Origin of the sequence: Pseudomonas viciae, from assembly GCF_004786035.1 — a bacterium.
In the GTDB taxonomy this organism is placed as follows: domain Bacteria; phylum Pseudomonadota; class Gammaproteobacteria; order Pseudomonadales; family Pseudomonadaceae; genus Aquipseudomonas; species Aquipseudomonas viciae.
In genome coordinates this window covers 5,217,193-5,233,214 of record NZ_CP035088.1, presented here as the reverse complement: position 1 = coordinate 5,233,214, position 16,022 = coordinate 5,217,193, and the positions used below count along the sequence as shown (strand labels likewise).

General features: G+C 62.3%; 15 protein-coding genes. 4 read left to right on the top strand and 11 right to left on the bottom strand.

What is annotated here, in order from left to right; genetic code table 11:
- Window positions 1-117: 117 nt before the first annotated feature.
- The 11 genes from EPZ47_RS23095 to EPZ47_RS23045 form a co-directional block, all read right to left on the bottom strand.
- Complete coding sequence (locus tag EPZ47_RS23095; protein WP_135846848.1) at window positions 118-3,144, bottom strand: multidrug efflux RND transporter permease subunit; 3,027 nt, start codon at window positions 3,142-3,144, stop codon at window positions 118-120.
- 13 nt (window positions 3,145-3,157) lie between these two features.
- Window positions 3,158-4,306, bottom strand: coding sequence for an efflux RND transporter periplasmic adaptor subunit (locus tag EPZ47_RS23090; RefSeq protein WP_135846847.1), 1,149 nt, complete (start codon window positions 4,304-4,306; stop codon window positions 3,158-3,160).
- A 155-nt stretch (window positions 4,307-4,461) separates the two neighbouring features.
- Complete coding sequence (locus EPZ47_RS23085) at window positions 4,462-5,559, bottom strand: DUF1513 domain-containing protein (protein WP_135846846.1); 1,098 nt, start codon at window positions 5,557-5,559, stop codon at window positions 4,462-4,464.
- A 2-nt stretch (window positions 5,560-5,561) separates the two neighbouring features.
- Window positions 5,562-6,626, bottom strand: coding sequence for an imelysin family protein (locus tag EPZ47_RS23080; protein WP_135846845.1), 1,065 nt, complete (start codon window positions 6,624-6,626; stop codon window positions 5,562-5,564).
- 29 nt (window positions 6,627-6,655) lie between these two features.
- A complete protein-coding gene (locus tag EPZ47_RS23075; protein WP_135846844.1) occupies window positions 6,656-8,083 on the bottom strand; it encodes a di-heme oxidoreductase family protein in 1,428 nt (475 codons plus the stop codon).
- A 142-nt stretch (window positions 8,084-8,225) separates the two neighbouring features.
- The gene (locus tag EPZ47_RS23070) at window positions 8,226-9,566 is read right to left on the bottom strand and encodes a sensor histidine kinase (RefSeq protein WP_135846843.1); all 1,341 of its coding nucleotides are present in this window, start codon (window positions 9,564-9,566) and stop codon (window positions 8,226-8,228) included.
- A 65-nt stretch (window positions 9,567-9,631) separates the two neighbouring features.
- Entirely contained in the window at window positions 9,632-10,069 is a 438-nt protein-coding gene (locus tag EPZ47_RS23065) for a Spy/CpxP family protein refolding chaperone (protein ID WP_135846842.1), read from the bottom strand.
- 259 nt (window positions 10,070-10,328) lie between these two features.
- Window positions 10,329-11,006: a response regulator transcription factor gene (locus EPZ47_RS23060; protein ID WP_135846841.1), complete on the bottom strand. Its 678-nt coding sequence runs from the start codon at window positions 11,004-11,006 to the stop codon at window positions 10,329-10,331.
- Window positions 11,007-11,013: 7 nt separating this feature from the next.
- A complete protein-coding gene (locus EPZ47_RS23055) occupies window positions 11,014-11,424 on the bottom strand; it encodes an SH3 domain-containing protein (protein ID WP_135846840.1) in 411 nt (136 codons plus the stop codon).
- Between the two features lie 106 nt (window positions 11,425-11,530).
- The gene (locus EPZ47_RS23050) at window positions 11,531-11,830 is read right to left on the bottom strand and encodes a YciI family protein (protein WP_135846839.1); all 300 of its coding nucleotides are present in this window, start codon (window positions 11,828-11,830) and stop codon (window positions 11,531-11,533) included.
- Between the two features lies 1 nt (window position 11,831).
- Complete coding sequence (locus EPZ47_RS23045; RefSeq protein WP_135846838.1) at window positions 11,832-12,428, bottom strand: septation protein A; 597 nt, start codon at window positions 12,426-12,428, stop codon at window positions 11,832-11,834.
- 87 nt (window positions 12,429-12,515) lie between these two features.
- Here EPZ47_RS23045 and EPZ47_RS23040 point away from each other — a divergent pair, with 87 nt between their 5' ends.
- The 4 genes from EPZ47_RS23040 (at window position 12,516) to scpB (ending at window position 15,821) form a co-directional block, all read left to right on the top strand.
- Window positions 12,516-13,379, top strand: coding sequence for a PHP domain-containing protein (locus EPZ47_RS23040; RefSeq protein ID WP_135846837.1), 864 nt, complete (start codon window positions 12,516-12,518; stop codon window positions 13,377-13,379).
- Window positions 13,380-13,392: 13 nt separating this feature from the next.
- Window positions 13,393-14,022: an L-threonylcarbamoyladenylate synthase gene (locus tag EPZ47_RS23035; RefSeq protein WP_135846836.1), complete on the top strand. Its 630-nt coding sequence runs from the start codon at window positions 13,393-13,395 to the stop codon at window positions 14,020-14,022.
- A 129-nt stretch (window positions 14,023-14,151) separates the two neighbouring features.
- Complete coding sequence (locus EPZ47_RS23030) at window positions 14,152-14,850, top strand: segregation and condensation protein A (protein WP_165826070.1); 699 nt, start codon at window positions 14,152-14,154, stop codon at window positions 14,848-14,850.
- Between the two features lie 11 nt (window positions 14,851-14,861).
- Window positions 14,862-15,821: an SMC-Scp complex subunit ScpB gene (gene scpB, locus EPZ47_RS23025; RefSeq protein WP_135846835.1), complete on the top strand. Its 960-nt coding sequence runs from the start codon at window positions 14,862-14,864 to the stop codon at window positions 15,819-15,821.
- Window positions 15,822-16,022 lie beyond the last annotated feature (201 nt).

Below are 16,022 nucleotides of genomic sequence, written 5' to 3'. Positions count from 1 at the left end.
TAGAGGTTCTTCAATGCCTCCCCCCGTCTGCAGCCAAATACTCACCCTGTGGCGAGGGAGCAAGCTCCCTCGCCACAACAGCATCCCGTACCAAAATGAGGTGTGTTTGAACAGTCCTCAGGGTTTGTCCGGCTTGGCCAGCAGTGTGTAGACGCAAGGCAGCACGAACAGTGTGAACAAGGTGCCAATCGACATCCCGGTAGCGATCACCGTGCCGATGTCGAAGCGGCTCACCGCACCGGCACCGGTGGCCAGGATCAGTGGCACCATGCCAAACACCATCGCCGCGGTGGTCATCAGCACCGGTCGCAGGCGAATCGACGCGGCTTGTTCCACGGCTTCCCGTGGCGTCAGGCCCTGTTCCTGGCGCAACTGGTTGGCGAATTCGACGATCAGGATGCCGTGCTTGCTGATCAGGCCGATCAGCGTCACCAGCCCCACCTGGGTATAGATGTTCATGCTCGACCAGCCAAGGAACAGCGGAATCAACGCGCCGCAAATGGACAGTGGCACCGTTACCAGGATCACCAGCGGATCCCGGAAGCTTTCGAACTGGGCCGCCAGCACCAGGAAGATAATCGCCAGGGCCAGGGCAAAGGTGACCCACAGTGCGCTGCCTTCCTGGACGAATTGTCGCGAAGCTCCGGCGTAATCGAAGGCGAACCCTACTGGTGCTTCTTCCCGGGCGATCTGGCGGACCGTCTCGATGGCTTCGCCCATGCTCACGATGGGAAAGCCGGAAATTGTGACCGCATTGAGCTGCTGGAACTGATTCAGTTGCCGTGGCCGCGCCCGGTCGCTGACCTTGATCAGGGTGGACAGCGGCAGCAGCTCACCCTGGGTATTTTTCACGTAGTAATTGTTCAACCAATCCGGGTTGTCTCGAAATGGCCGTTCAACCTGGGCAATGACCTTGTAGCTGCGTCCTTCGATGGTGAAACGGTTGATCTCGGATTCACCCAGCAGGGTTGCCAGGGTACCGCCCAGGTCCTGCATCGAAACCCCCATCTGGGCCGCCTTGGCGCGATCGATGTCTACCACCACCTCGGGTTTGTCGAAGGCAAGGTCAATGTCCATGAAGGCAAATTTGCCGGATTCCAATGAGCGTGCCTTAACCCGCTCGGCGATCTCCAACAGTGTGGCGTAATCCTTCGGCGAGTTGATGACGAAGGCAAATGGCAGGCCTTCGCCGGTGCCCGGCAGCGAGGGCAGGTTGAAGCCGAAAATCTGCAAGCCGGGAATGTTCTCCAGCTTGGCCTGGACTTCAGGCAGGATTTCCATCTGGGTGCGGCTGCGTTCGTTCCAGGGCTTGAGCAGGAAGCCGCCGATGCCGGACTGCACGCCGTTGTAGCCGTTGATCTGGAACGAGGAGTAGTACTCGGGGAACTCCTTGAAGATCGTGATGAAGTGATCGGTGTAGGCGTTCAGGTAGTCGAGGTTGGTCGTCTTCGGGGCATTGGCCATCATGAAAATGATGCCCTGGTCCTCGTCGGGTGCCAATTCGGACTTGGTGAACATGATCAGCACCGGAATCAGCAGCAGGATGATCCCGGCGAACACCAGCACTACCGGGCGGGCATTGAGGGTGCCGTGAAGCAGGCGCTGGTAGCGGCTCTTCAAGCGTTCGAAGACCACGTCCAACCGATGGGCCAGCCCCGACGGGTTCTCGTCATGACGCAGCAGCAGGGCGCACATCATCGGCGACAGGGTCAGGGCGACGATCCCGGAAATCACCACCGCCCCGGCCAGTGTCAACGCGAACTCCTTGAACAACGCTCCGGTCAGCCCTTCGAGCAGGCCAATCGGCGCGTACACCGCTGCCAGGGTGATGGTCATCGAAACCACCGGCATGGCGATTTCCCGAGCACCTTCAATCGCGGCCTCGAACGGGCTCTTGCCTTCCTCGATGTGCCGGTGGATGTTTTCCACCACCACGATGGCATCGTCCACCACCAGACCGATGGCCAGCACCATGGCCAGCAGCGTCAGGAGGTTCAGCGAGTAGCCCATCAATTGCATGAAGAACATCACGCCGATCATCGACAGCGGGATGGTCACCACCGGGATGACCACTGAGCGCAGTGCGCCGAGGAACAAGAAGACCACGACGATGACGATCAGCACCGCCTCGAACAGGGTTTTTACCACCTCGTCGATGGAAGCCTGGATGAACAGGGTGGCGTCGTAGGCGATCTCGGCCTTGAGGTTGGTCGGGAGCTGGGCCTCCATGTCCGGCATGATCTTGCGCACTTCCTTGATCACATCCAGCGGGTTGGCGCCGGGCGTGGCCTTGATCCCGATGTACACCGAGGGCGTGCCACCAAAGGAGCTGATGGTGTCGTAGTTCTCGGCACCCATTTCCACGCGGGCCACGTCCCGCAACAACACGCGGCTGTCGCCGTCGGTCTTGAGCGGGATCGCGGCGAAGGTCTCGGCGGACTTGAGTTCGGTGTTGGCGTTGATGCTGGTGACCACATACTCGCCTTTCACTTCACCGGCAGCGGAGAGGAAATTGTGCTGGCGCACGGCATTGGTCACGTCGGTGGCGGTCAGGCCGAAGCCGGCGAGCTTGACCGGGTCCAGCCACAGGCGCATGGCGAAGACCTGGTTGCCGAGAATCTCCGCTTCGGCCATGCCCGGCAGTGTCGCCAGCTTGGGCTGGATCACCCGTGAGAGGTAGTCGGTGATTTGCGGGTTGTTCAGTTCCTTGCTGAAGAAACTGATGTACATCAGTGCCGAGGCATCGGCGGCCTCGCGGCTGAGCACCGGGTCTTCGGCGTCCTGGGGCAGTTGGTTCTTGACCTCGTTGGCCTTGGCCAGCAGTTCGGTAAAGAGTCGGTCGCTGTTGGCGCCGATGCGGGCATAGACCGATATCACCGAGAAGTTCTGGCGGCTGACCGAGGTCATGTAGTCGATGCCTTCGGCACTGGCCAGGCTCTGCTGCATCGGTTGGGTGATGTAGCCCTGGATGGTTTCGGCGTTGGCCCCGGGGTAAGCGGTGGTCACTGTGATCAGGGCGTTTTCCATCTGCGGGTACTGGCGCAGGGGCAGCTTGCTCCAGGCCTGGAAACCCAGAAGCACGATCAACAGGCTGACCACGGTGGCGAGCACCGGACGGCGGATGAACGGATCGGTAAAAGCCATGGGGGTTCCTTGATCAGTCCGCGCGCGGCGGGCTGTTCTGTTCGGTCAGGGTCTTGTCGTCGCTGATGGCGATGGGCGTACCGTTATCGAGTTTGAGCTGGCCGGCGATCACGACTTGTTCGCCGCTTTGCACGCCTTTGGAAACCAGCACGTGCCCGTCGCGTCGCTCGCCGGTTTCAACGAAGCGCCGTTCGGCGATCAGGATCGGCTGGCCCTTGTCGTCTTTCTCGACACTGCCGTCGGCGGCTTTTTTCTGCGTCACCACGTACATGGAGTTGCCATAGAGGGTGTAGGTCACGGCGCTTTCCGGTACGACGATGCCGGCGGCCACGTCCGGCAGGATCACCTGCAGGTTGGCGAACATACCGGGCAGCAGTTTGCCGTCGGGGTTGGCCAGGGTGGCGCGCACCAGCACGTTGCGGGTGCTGTCCTCGACCTTGGGGTTGATCGCGCTGATGGTGCCGACGAAATTCTGCCCGGGATAGGCCGAGACGCTGACGTTGACTGACTGGGCAACCGCGAGCCTGGGCACCGTTTGCTCGGGGACGTAGAAATCCACGTAAAGGCTGCTGAGGTCCTGCAGGGTGGCGATCACTGTGCCGCTGGCCAGGTAGTCGCCGACGTCCACCTGGCGAATGCCAATGGTGCCGCTGAACGGCGCCAGGATGTGCTTCTTGGCCAACGATGCCTTGAGTTGATTGACCGTGGCCTGGTTCTTTTTCAGCTGTGCCGCGAGCCGGTCGAACTCGCCTTTGGAGATCGCCTGGCTGCCCACCAGTTGTCGGCCGCGACCGAAATCCAATTGTGACAGGCCAAGGTCGGCCTCGGCGGTTTCCAGCAGGGCGCTTTCGACGTCACTGTCCAGTTGCAGGAGCGGCTGGCCGGCCTTGACCTTCTGCCCGGACTGGAACTGCACCTTCTGCACGGTTCCGGCAGTTTCCAGGCTCAGGTCCACGCCTTGCAGCGCCTTGAGGCTGCCAACGGTCGGCAGACGGGCCTGCCAGGGCTGCTCGACGGCCTTGGCCACGGCGACGCTGACCGGTGGTTTCGGTACGGAAAACATCTGGATCTGCTGGTAGACGGAGAAGGCCTTGTAGCCGGCCAGTAACAGCACAACCAGCAGGACAACCCCCAACATGATCAGCATGCGGCGTCGCAGCATGTTCCACTTCCTTGGAAAAAAGCCGAGAGAAAAGACAGACAGGCGGGCACATTACTCTGAGTGTGCGGGCGATTCCAGCCGCTATAAGCCTGCCTGGCGTAGGAATATTCCCAAAAGTCAGGGCGCTTGGCGCCGATAGGCTTCGCTCCCTTGCATCAGGCCAGATGCAAATGGTTGTCCCAGAGCCCTGCCGGCAGATCCAGCGGTTTTGCAACCAGTTGTGTCTGCCGACAGTCGTAATAGCGGCAACGCCCCTGGCCCGACGTCACGACGAAACCGTCGGCCACCGCACCCACGCCGGCACAGTCCGGCAGCGGCGCATCCAGGCGTACTTCGCCACTGTCCAGGTCCCAGATGAAAAAGCGGTTGCCACGGGGCGCGGTCAAGGCCACCAGGCGCAGGTCGCTGTGCACGGCGACGCTGGCGGTGTAATGCCCCATGGCCTGCAATTGCTGCTCGGGCACCGGGAACGCCTGGAACGGCTGGCCTGGCCGCTTGATCGCCAGCAATTGCGAGGGCTCGTGGGCAGCGCCCATGAACTGCTGGCCGGAGACAATGGTGCCGTCGCGGGCGATGCCCAGGTGACGCACGCTGTTCATCGACTGGGCAAGGGTTTCCTTGCTCAACAGTGTGCCATCGCGTTGCATCAATACCAGGCTTGGCTCCATGGCGTTGAGGTTCATCTCGACCCGGCTCTCGGCCTCGGTGCGAATGCCGCCATTGGCCACCACCAGCGTCTCGCCGTCGGGCATCCATGACACCTGGTGCGGGCCGATGCCGTGGGTGGAAATCTCGCCGCTGTGCACCAGCCGCTCGCCTTCGAAACGGTACACGCCCAACAGGCCACGTCCCGGATCGGTGGTGTCGTTCTCGGTGGCATACAACCATTCGCCACTGTTATGGATCACCGCGTGGCCGTAGAAATGCCGGTTCGGCAACGAGGTGATGGTTTGCAGCAGCGCACCATCGCGCAGGTCGATCAGGTAGCTTTCGGTGCCGGGCCGACGGGCGACGAACAGCGCAATCGGCAGCGTCGGATGGTTGATGATGTCATGGCACCGCTGGCCGACCTGGGTGACGAACACCCGGCTGCCGTCCAGCCGATAGCCCACGGCGTAGTGCTTGCCGTCGCCATCGTCCCGTGCCGAAAGCAACAGCGGACTCTTGTCCTTCTGCTTGAACAGCGTCCAGCCGCCCAGGGTAACGGCGCCGAGCAGCAGACTGCCCAGTGCCAGAGCCTGACGTCGAAACATGATCAGTCACCGTCGTTGGCGTTGAAGCCCAATTGAATACCCAGCGCCTTGGCCAGTTCGCCTTCATGCAGGCGATGGACGACGTTGAGGCTGTCGTACAAATCGTTGAGTTGCTGGCGCCCGGCATCGTCGCCGAGCATTTCGCTCAGCGAACGCTGGCTGCTGGCGAACAGCTTTAACGAGGCGTCGTACGCCGCATCGATTTTGTCGGCCAGAGGCTTCTGGTCGCCTGGCAACAGACCGCGCAGGCCTTGGTTATCGACGCCCACCCAGACGGTTCGAGCGGCGCTCAGGCTGGCCTCCAGGCTTTGCAGCGACGACTGGCTGCGCCAGGCATCGGCCTGGAACGGTTGCGGCACGCCCTTGCTCTGGCGGCCCATTGGCGTACCGAGTTTTTTCTTCAAGGTGTCGAGGGCGGTGACCTGGACCCGCAGCAGATCGGCGATGGCTTCGTGGGAATCGGCGTAGCGCTGGTTCGGGAATTTGCTCATCTGGGCGAGCATGCCGTCGTTGGTGTTCCAGCGCGACAGGATCTCTTCGGCCAGTTGCTTCTGGCGCTCACCGATGGCGGTCAGCAGTGGGCAATACTTGGCTTTCTGTGCACTGTCGGCCATGTCGATCTTGGCGTCGAACAGCAGGTACTCATAGGCTGAGAGGCCCTGGACCACAACGCTGGACTTGGCCAGGGCCGCGGCGTCGATCTGCGGCTGGCTGTTGACCAGTTGCTCGACCTGACGGCCCACCAGGTTTTTCTTGTCGGGCCAGAACTGTACCTGCCAGGCGCGGTTACCCTCGGCCAGCGGACCGATCAGCAGCGGTTGTAACTCGGCCCAGGCTTTTTGTGCCTTGAGGAAGTCGGCGCGGGCGGTTTCCAGGTTTTCCTTGCCCTGGCAGAACGCCAGGGCGCTGGTCGCCAGTTGCCGGTCGGCATCGACCCAGCGGCTGTAGGTCGGCAGGATCACTTGCTTGGCGATGGCCGCCGAGGTGACCGCTTGCGGGTCTTGGGGCGAACAGGCTCCGAGGGCGAGGGCGGCGAGGCTGGTGAACAACAGCTTGGGACGGAACATGTCGGGCTCCCGTTTTTCGGAAAGTGCGTTTAAAGGGAATTCAGGAACGCCAGCAACGCAGCACGCTGCTGGGCATTGAACGATAAAACCTGTCGCTGCGCCGCTTGCGCTTCGCCGCCATGCCACAGCACGGCTTCGAGCAGGTTGCGGGCGCGACCGTCATGCAGGAACTGGGTGTGGCCGTTGACGGTTTCGGTCAGGCCGATGCCCCACAGCGGTGGGGTACGCCAGTCACGGCCGCTGGCCTTGAACTCACTGCGGTTGTCGGCCAGGCCTTCGCCCATGTCGTGCAACAGCAGGTCGGTGTAAGGACGGATGACCTGGTTCGCCAGTTCCGGTTCGGCGGCGTTGGTGGACGTGGTGTATTTCGGGGTGTGGCAGGACTGGCAACCGGCCTGGAAAAACAGATTCTTGCCGGCCAGCACCTGAGGTGAATTCACTTCGCGACGGGCTGGCACGGCGAGGTTGCGGCTGTAGAACAGCACCAGGCGCAGGATGTTGTCGCTGACTTCCGGCTCGCCGTCGGGGCCGTTGCCGCTGGGGGCGCGCTTGCAGTCGACCTGGGTCTCGGTGCAATCGTCGAAGGGCCGCAGGCGGGTCGTCAGCCCCATGTCACCAGAGAACGCGTGGACGTTCTGTTGGTTGAGGTTGGGCTGCCCGGCCTTCCAGCCGAAGCGCCCCAGTACGGTTTTTTGCTGGGCATCGTCCCAGACCTGGTTGGGGCGCCCGGCGATGCCGTTGTTCTCGCGCGCCTGGGCCTCGGCGTTCGCCAGGATGGCTTCGTCGGGGATCGCCTCCAGCAGCCCCAGGCCGATCATCGGCGGCGCGACGCGGGCGGAGAAGCGCGTGTCCGGGTGCATCGGTCCATAAGCCAGTTGCGTGATCTGCAGGCTCGGCTTGCGCAGTTCCACGACGGTGCCGTCCTTGAAACGCACGGGCACGGGGGTGTAATCGACTCGCACCTTGCCTTCGGGGGCGACGCCGGGCACAGACATATCCTGCAACTGCCCACCGTAAACCGGTTCCGGCACTACCCCCAGTTGTTCGATGACCTTGGTGTAGGCCGGCGCGTCGGGGATCGAAAGGCGCACCAGCATCGACACCGCGCTGGTCGCGTCCGGCGCCGGCGGATGACCGCGACCGTCCTTGACGTGGCAATTCTGGCAGGCGTTGGTGTTGAACAAAGGCCCGAGGCCGTCGCGGGCGGTGGTGGTCGATGGCGCGATCACCCAGGGGCTGCGGAAGAAACTGTTGCCGACACTGAAGTCCACGCGCCGTGAGGGTGGCAGGTTGGCCGAGGGCAGGGAGAAGGCATTCTGATCGGTCTTGCGCACCGTTGCGGCGCCACCGGACCGGGCTTCGCCGGGTTCGGCCTGGATAAAACGCGGGGCATCATCGCAGGCACTCAGGCCCAAGGCCATGAACAGCGCGCAAAAACGAAGAGGCAACGACGGCATCGGGCATCCAGGGAGAGCGAAACGGGGGCGCAAAGTCTAACAGGGCGGGGCGCTTTGAATAAGAGGAATTATCGTTTGGTTCGAGGGGGCTGTTTGATTCATTGTGGCGAGGGAGCTTGCTCCCTCGCCACAGGCTCATCCCTCAGGGTTGGCCAATAGCCCCCGGCACCAACGGCAACTCCAGGCTGGCGATGAATCCGCCCCCTGGGTGATTGGCCAGCACCAACGCGCCACCATGGCGTTCGGCGGCACGGCGCGCAATGGCCAGGCCCAGGCCATGGCCGGCGGCGGTCTGGCCGGGCGCTCGGTAGAACGGCTCGCCCAACTGACCCAAGTGTTCGGCGTCCACCCCAGGCCCGTGGTCGCGCACGCTGATCAGGATCCGTTCGCCCTGGCGCACCGCGCGCATCTCGATGGGTTGCCCGGCTGGGTTGAAGCGCTGGGCGTTGCGCAGCAGGTTATCCACCGCCCGTTCGATCATGGTTGGCCAGCCCTTCAGGGCCAGGTTCGGTTCCGTTTCCAGTTGCACGCTCTGTTCGGGGGAAGCCAGTTGCGCATCTTTTTGCAGGGTAATCAGCAGATCGTTGAGATCCACCTCTTCAGCGCTGGCGTTGTCGGCATCGACCCGAGCCAAGACCAGGATTTCGCTGATCAGCGCTTCCAGGCGATCACATTCGCGGGTCAGGCGCGGCCAGAGCTTTTCCCGTTCCTCGGGGCTGGCCCGTTCTGCCAGTGCCAGGGCGATGCGCAACCGGGCCAGAGGCGAGCGCAGTTCGTGGGAGACATCTCGCAATAGCTGCCGTTGACTCGCAATCAGGCTTTGCAGGCGTGCCCCCATACGGTTGAAATCGGTGGCCAGCACGCCGAACTCGTCCCGACGGTTGGCCAGCTTGGCGAGGCTGTTCTGCTGGTAGGTGGCTTGGCCCAGGTCATGTACGGCGCCGCGCAGACGGTTCAGCGGGCGAGTGATGGAGAAGGTCACCAGCAGACTGAACAGGGTCAGCACCACCAGGGCGATCCCCAAGGCACTGAGGGGCCACAGCAAGCTGTCGCGGTGCCAGGCGTCCAGTTCGGGGTGGGGGATGCGGTAAATGAACAGGTACGTGTCGCCGGTTTTTGCGCTGGTGAACTCATCGGTCAGTCGCCGCCACGGCAGGCGTCGGTCATCGTTGTTCTGTCGCGCCTCGAAGGCTGCCGCGCGACGCGGGAAGGTGCCGCGCACCACCGGGTCGCCGCTCTCGTTGAGCACCTGGACGTCGATGTGGTACTGGCGCTTGCGCCCTTGCAGGATGTCCTGCGCCGCCTCTTCGCCCTGGCTTTCGTAGGTTCGCGTCCACTCTTCGGCCAGGGTGTTGAGACCCGGATGGCGGCTGAGGATCCAGGCGTCCTGGTTGAGCATGTGGCCCATGAGAATCGACAGCCCTGCAACCAGGGCGATGGCCAGCCAGAAACTGGCCAGGATGCGCCAGAACAATGAACGCACGGTAAATCCTCGAAAACAAAGAAAGCCCAACGGCGGTTGCCGTTGGGCTGGGGCACTTCAGTACATTATTGCGCTTTTTGCGGTTGCTGCGCTTTCCAGGCCTTGAACTCGGCCCATTCGGCGCGGCGCTCGGCTTGCTTCTTCTGGATCGCGTCGAACTCTTTTTGCTGCTCAGGCTTGAGCAAACCACGGATCTGGGCGTCGACTTTCTGGTGTCGGGCCTCCATTTCGTCTTTCATGGCTTTTTGATCGGCTGGCGACAGTTTGGCCAGGTACTTGTCGACCAGTTCCCGTTGTTCGTGGCGCTGTTCGCCCATGATATGGCGAATCTGTTGGCGTTGTTCGCGGCTCAGGTCCAGTTGGCTGAAGGGACCTTTGTCGTGCATCTGGCCGCCATGACGCGGGCCGTCCATCGGACCCATCGGGCCGGCGTCTCCAGGCATGGCCATGGCGACGGTGGGCAGGGCGGCAGCGAACATCAGAGCGATAAGGGTCTTGCGCATGGGGTATCTCCTTGTCTCATTCCCGGTCAGTTCCGGATGTGTGCAGATTACGGAGATCAAGGTCAGCGGCGGTCAGGGGAGGGTAAAGCTTGGGTAAAGACGATTTGGTGCGGAGCTGACAAACACCGGCCACTCAGCGTCAGGCCTATCACCTGTAGGAGCTGTCGAGTGCAGCGAGGCCGCGATCTTTTTCCAGACAATTGAGTCGCAAGGGAACGCCTACAAGTCAGGATCAAACGATCGCAGCCTTCGGCAGCTCCTACAGGCTGTAGTAATAGCCACGGCTACGCAGGGCCACGATGCGGGGGCGGCCGTCGGAGTGGGGGCCGATTTTCTTGCGCAGGTTGCTCACGTGCATATCGAGGCTGCGGTCGTACAGGGTCAGCTTGCGGCCCAGGGCGATCTGCGCCAGTTCCTGCTTGTCCAGTGGCTCGCCCGGTTGCTTGAGCAACGCTTCTAGCAGGCGGCTTTCGGATACGGTGAGGGTCTGTTCCTGTTCATCGATGCTGACCACGCCACGCACCGGGCTGAAGGTCAGGTCACCCAGTTCGATCTGGCTGGACACTGCCGCCGGGTGGCTGCGGCGCAGCACGGCGCGCAGACGGGCGGTCAGTTCACGCGGGTCGCAGGGTTTGGCCAGGTAGTCGTCGGCCCCCAGTTCGAGGCCAAGGATGCGGTCCAGCGGTTCGCCACGGGCCGAGAGCATCAGCACCGGCAGATCCGGATGATCGCTGCGTAGCTGCTTGAGCAGTTCCAGGCCGCTACCGTCGGGCAGCATCACATCCAGCACCACCGCCGCCGGGGCGGTTTCGGCCAGGGCTTTGCGGGCGCTATGGCCATCGTGGCAGGCGCGGACCTGAAAACCTTCCTGGCCCAGCCAACTGCCAAGGAGCTCACACAGCTCCTGGTCATCATCAATCAGTAACAGCTCACTCATGACTCACTCAATTTAGCCATTGCCGACGTTGTCTACGTCCACCGCTGGCAAAGATACCGCAGAGCAGGGCCAATAGCGCTACCCCGGCGCCAATGACGAACCATTGCTGTTGATCGGTCAACAAGCGTGGCAGGGGGTTGGACTGGGCTTCCTTGAGTTGCAGCTTCAGGCGCTGGTTCTCCTGGCGCAACCGGGCGAGCAAGGCACTCTCGCGTTCGCTGTCGGCGTTTTGCAATTGTTTGCTCAACTCCTCGCGCTGGCGCTCGCTGTCTTTCAAGCGTTGCTGCAGTTCGGCGATCTGGCCGCCGGCACTCAGGGACAAGGGCGCCGAATGGCTGCCCTCGGTGCTCTCCTCGCCATGGGCGGGTGCCCCGATCGCCAACGTGACCCATAACAGGCACAACGGACCTTTGCGCATTGCCACTCCTGATTTCCAATCGAGATTAGAAAGGTTGTCGGCAGGCAAACGAGAACAATGAGCAATTGAGCGCAATGAGCCGCGCAGGCTCATTGCGCTTGGGGATTTACGGCAGGACTTGCTTGAACGGCTTGACCACGACATTGGCATAGACACCGGCCGCAACAAACGGATCGGCCTCGGCCCAGGCTTGGGCGGCGACCAGGGAATCGAACTCGGCCACGATCAGGCTGCCAGAGAAACCCGCTGCGCCCGGGTCATTGCTATCTACCGCCGGGTGCGGGCCGGCCAGCACGATACGGCCTTCGGCCTTGAGCTGTTGCAGGCGTGCAAGGTGCTCGGGGCGAGCGGCCAGGCGTTTTTCCAGGGAGTTGGCGACGTCGGTGGCAATGATTGCGTAGAGCATGTCAGTCCTCGGCTTTTGGCGTAGTGGGGTCGGCATCGTGCAGATGACGGGACAGGTAGATGCCCTGGCCAATCAGGAACAACAGCGTCATGCCCAGGCTGCCGAAGACCTTGAAGTCGACCCAGTAGTCCTGGAACGTGAACGCAACGAATAGATTGGCGGCACCACAGAACAGGAAGAACGCGATCCAGGCGATGTTCAGCCGGGTCCAGATCAGGTCTGGCAGGCTGATGGCGTGGCCCATGATGCGCTTGATCAGCAGGCGATCACCGATGAAGTGGCTGCCGATGAAGGCCAGGGCGAACAGCCAGTTGACCACCGGGGCTTTCCATTTAAGGAAGGTTTCGCTGTGGAAGGCCAGGGTCAGGCTGCCGAACACAAGGCAGGCGATCAGGGTCAGCCACTGGCTTTTCTCCAGCTTGCGCTGGGACACGAACAGTGCGCCATAAACCACCAGGGAACTGATGATCAGCACTGCGGTGGCGCTGTAAATACCGCCTACAGTCAAGGAGTGACCGGCGATATCGACGGTTCGTGGATCAAGTTTGTAGACGATGAAAAACAGCAGGAGCGGGATGAAGTCGATGAATTGTTTCACAGTGGCAGCCAGAAGCAGGATGTGGCGGCATAATAACAAACATCCTTGGCCGCGATAGGGCCAGCTGATTTGAGGTAACAAACTCTCGTGAATGTTGATTTGCACTGCCATAGCACGGCCTCCGATGGTGCCCTGGCGCCTGCGGTTCTGGTGGCGCGGGCGTTCGAGCACGGCGTGCGGGTCCTGGCCCTGACCGATCACGACACCCTTGAAGGTCTCGACGAGGCCCGCAGCGCCGCGACTGCGCTGGGCATGCAACTGGTCAATGGGGTCGAGTTGTCCTGTACCTGGGGCGGGGCGACCATTCACGTGCTGGGCTACGGTTTTGATGTGAATGCGCCGGCGCTGGTCCAGGCCATCGCGCAACTGCACGACGGCCGCTGGCTACGCTCCGAAGAGATCAGCCGCAAACTGGCACTGAAGGGCATGCCCGGTGCCCTGGACGGTGCCCGGCAGATCCAGCAGGAGCTGGGCGACAGCGGCAACGCACCGGCCCGGCCGCACTTTGCCGATTGGATGGTGCACGAAGGGTTCGTCAAGGACCGCGCCGAAGCGTTCCGCAAATGGCTGGGGGCCGGCAAGCTGGGGGACGTCAAGCAGCACTGGCCGACGCTGGAGCAGACCGTCGAAACCCTGCGGGCCGCCGGGGCCTGGGTCAGCCTGGCGCATCCGTGGCACTATGATTTCACCCGCAGCAAGCGTCGTCGCCTGGTCGCCGACTATATTCAAGCAGGGGGCCATGCCATCGAGGTGGTCAACGGCCATCAGCCGGCCGAGCAGGTCGGCAGCCTGGCGATTCTGGCCCGTGAGTTCGGTCTGCTGGTCACCGCCGGCAGTGATTTCCATGGCCCTGGAGGCTGGTCCGAGATCGGCGAATATCGCCCGTTGCCGGAAGATCTGCCGCCACTATGGTGTAGATTCAAACATGATCTCGTTACCGCCGCCGTCTGAACAGGTAGAACACGTGAGTCAATTTTTCCAGATTCATCCGGAAAACCCGCAGGCGCGCCTGATCAAACAGGCCGTGGAAATCATCCGTGGTGGTGGTGTGGTGGTCTATCCCACCGATTCCGCCTACGCCATTGGTTGCCAGATCGGTGACAAGAACGCTGTTGAGCGGGTAAGACGCCTGCGTCAGTTGGATGACAAGCACAACTTCGCGCTGATCTGCAGCGACCTGTCGCAACTTGGCCTGTTCGCCAAGATCGACACCGGCACCTTCCGTCTGCTCAAGGCCCATTTGCCGGGGCCGTACACCTTTATTCTCAACGCCACGCGGGAAGTCCCGCGGCTGTTGCTGCACCCGAAAAAACGCACCATCGGCCTGCGGGTGCCGAGCCATCCCATTGCCCTGGCGCTGCTGGCGGAACTGGGCGAGCCGCTGATGAGCGTGACGCTGATCATGCCCGGCGACACGGAGCCGTTGACCGACCCCTATGAGATGCGCCAGATACTCGAACATCAGGTGGACTTGATCATCGATGGCGGTTTCGGTGGCATGTCGGCGTCCACGGTGATCAACCTGGCCGACGGCGAGCCGCAGGTGGTACGTGTCGGTTGTGGCGACCCGGCGCCGTTCATGGTCGAGGCCTGAATGTCGGCTGTGGAAACAGTGGAAAGCGCCGACAGCCAGGCCGGCGCCCAGCAGGAGCTGCCGTTCGCCATGGTTTATGGCCAGGCGGTCATGGAAATGCCCCTGGACTTGTACATTCCGCCGGACGCGCTGGAAGTGTTTCTCGAAGCCTTCGAGGGCCCGCTCGATCTGCTGCTGTACCTGATCCGCAAACAGAACATCAACATCCTCGACATCCCCGTGGCGGAAATCACCCGCCAGTACATGGGCTATGTGGAGCTGATGCAGTCGGTGCGCCTGGAGCTGGCGGCTGAATACCTGGTGATGGCGGCCATGCTCGCCGAGATCAAGTCACGGATGCTGCTGCCGCGCTCGGCCGAGGTCGAAGCGGAAGAAGACGACCCGCGGGCCGAGCTGATCCGCCGCTTGCAGGAATACGAGCGCTTCAAGGTCGCGGCCGAAGGCCTCGATGGCTTGAACCGGGTCGGGCGCGATGTGGTGGTGCCCAAGCTCGATGCCCCCGAAGCGCGGGCGCGCAAGTTGCTGCCGGATGTCAGCCTGGAAGAGTTGCTGATGTCCATGGCCGAGGTCCTGCGCCGCGGCGATATGTTTGAAAGTCACCAGGTCAGCCGCGAAGCGCTGTCCACCCGCGAACGCATGAGCGATGTGCTGGAGCGGCTCAAGGGCGGCGGCTTTGTGCCGTTCGTCGAGCTGTTCACCGCCGAGGAAGGGCGGCTGGGTGTGGTGGTGACGTTTATGGCGGTCCTGGAATTGGTCAAGGAATCCTTGGTCGAGCTGGTGCAGAATGAGCCGTTCGCAGCGATCCACGTGCGGGCACGAGCCGAATAACGAGCAAATCAATGAATCTGACTGAACCCCGCGAGCTGGCCCCCTTGCTTGAAGCTTTCCTGTTGGCCTCGGGAAAGCCGCAATCGATGGAGCGGCTGTTCGAACTCTTCGAAGAAGGCGAGCGGCCTGAGCCGGCCGTGTTCAAGAAAGCCCTGACACTGCTGGGTAAATCCTGTGAGGGGCGGGCTTTCGAGCTCAAGGAAGTGGCTTCCGGTTATCGCCTGCAGATTCGCGAGAAGTTCGCGCCCTGGGTCGGGCGTCTGTGGGAGGAACGGCCGCAACGCTATTCCCGCGCCATGCTCGAAACCATGGCGTTGATCGCTTATCGCCAACCGATCACCCGGGGCGAGATCGAGGATGTACGGGGCGTGGCGGTCAACAGCCATATCGTCAAGACGTTGCTGGAGCGTGAGTGGATCCGGGTCGTCGGCTATCGCGATGTGCCGGGCAAGCCGGCGATGTTCGCCACCACCAAGGCTTTTCTCGATCACTTCAACTTGAAGAATCTGGACGACCTGCCGCCCCTGGCTGAACTGCGGGAGCTTGAACCCGAGCCGATGCTGGACTTCGACGACGCCCCGGTGCCCCAGGGCCTGCAGGAACTGGCCGACGCCAGCGCCGAGCCGGAGGAGCCCAAGGAGGAGACCAGTTTCCACACGTTGTTGTTGGAGCTGGACACCATGGAGGAGGGCCTAAAGACCGATTTCGACGACCTGCTGCGTGAAGGCCCCGGTCCTGAAGGCGAGCCGGATGAACTCTCGCCGCCCGACGGTGAAGTTGAGCTTCAGACCGAGCCTGAACCCGAGCCTGAAGAAGACATTCTTGGCGTTGCCGAGGCTCGGGAAAAACTCCTGGCCGCCGTCGCCGCCCTCGAACCGCGTGAACCCGAGCCTGAGCTGAGCGATGAAGAAGCCGAAGCCCGGGCCTTGGCTGAAGCGATTGAAAACGAACGGCGTCAGTTCGACGATTGATCTCGTTTTTTGGAACACACCTCTGTGGCTCCGCGACCGGAGCACCGCTATCGCGAGCAAGCTCGCTCCCACATGAATACAGTGCATCACCGGTCGGCGGAAAAACCGCTGAGCGTGGGTTGATCAACTAGTCTCTGATGCGCAAACGCCACAACAGGCGTATGATTCGCGACCCTTTGGCGATCCCTTCGTCGAAGACCC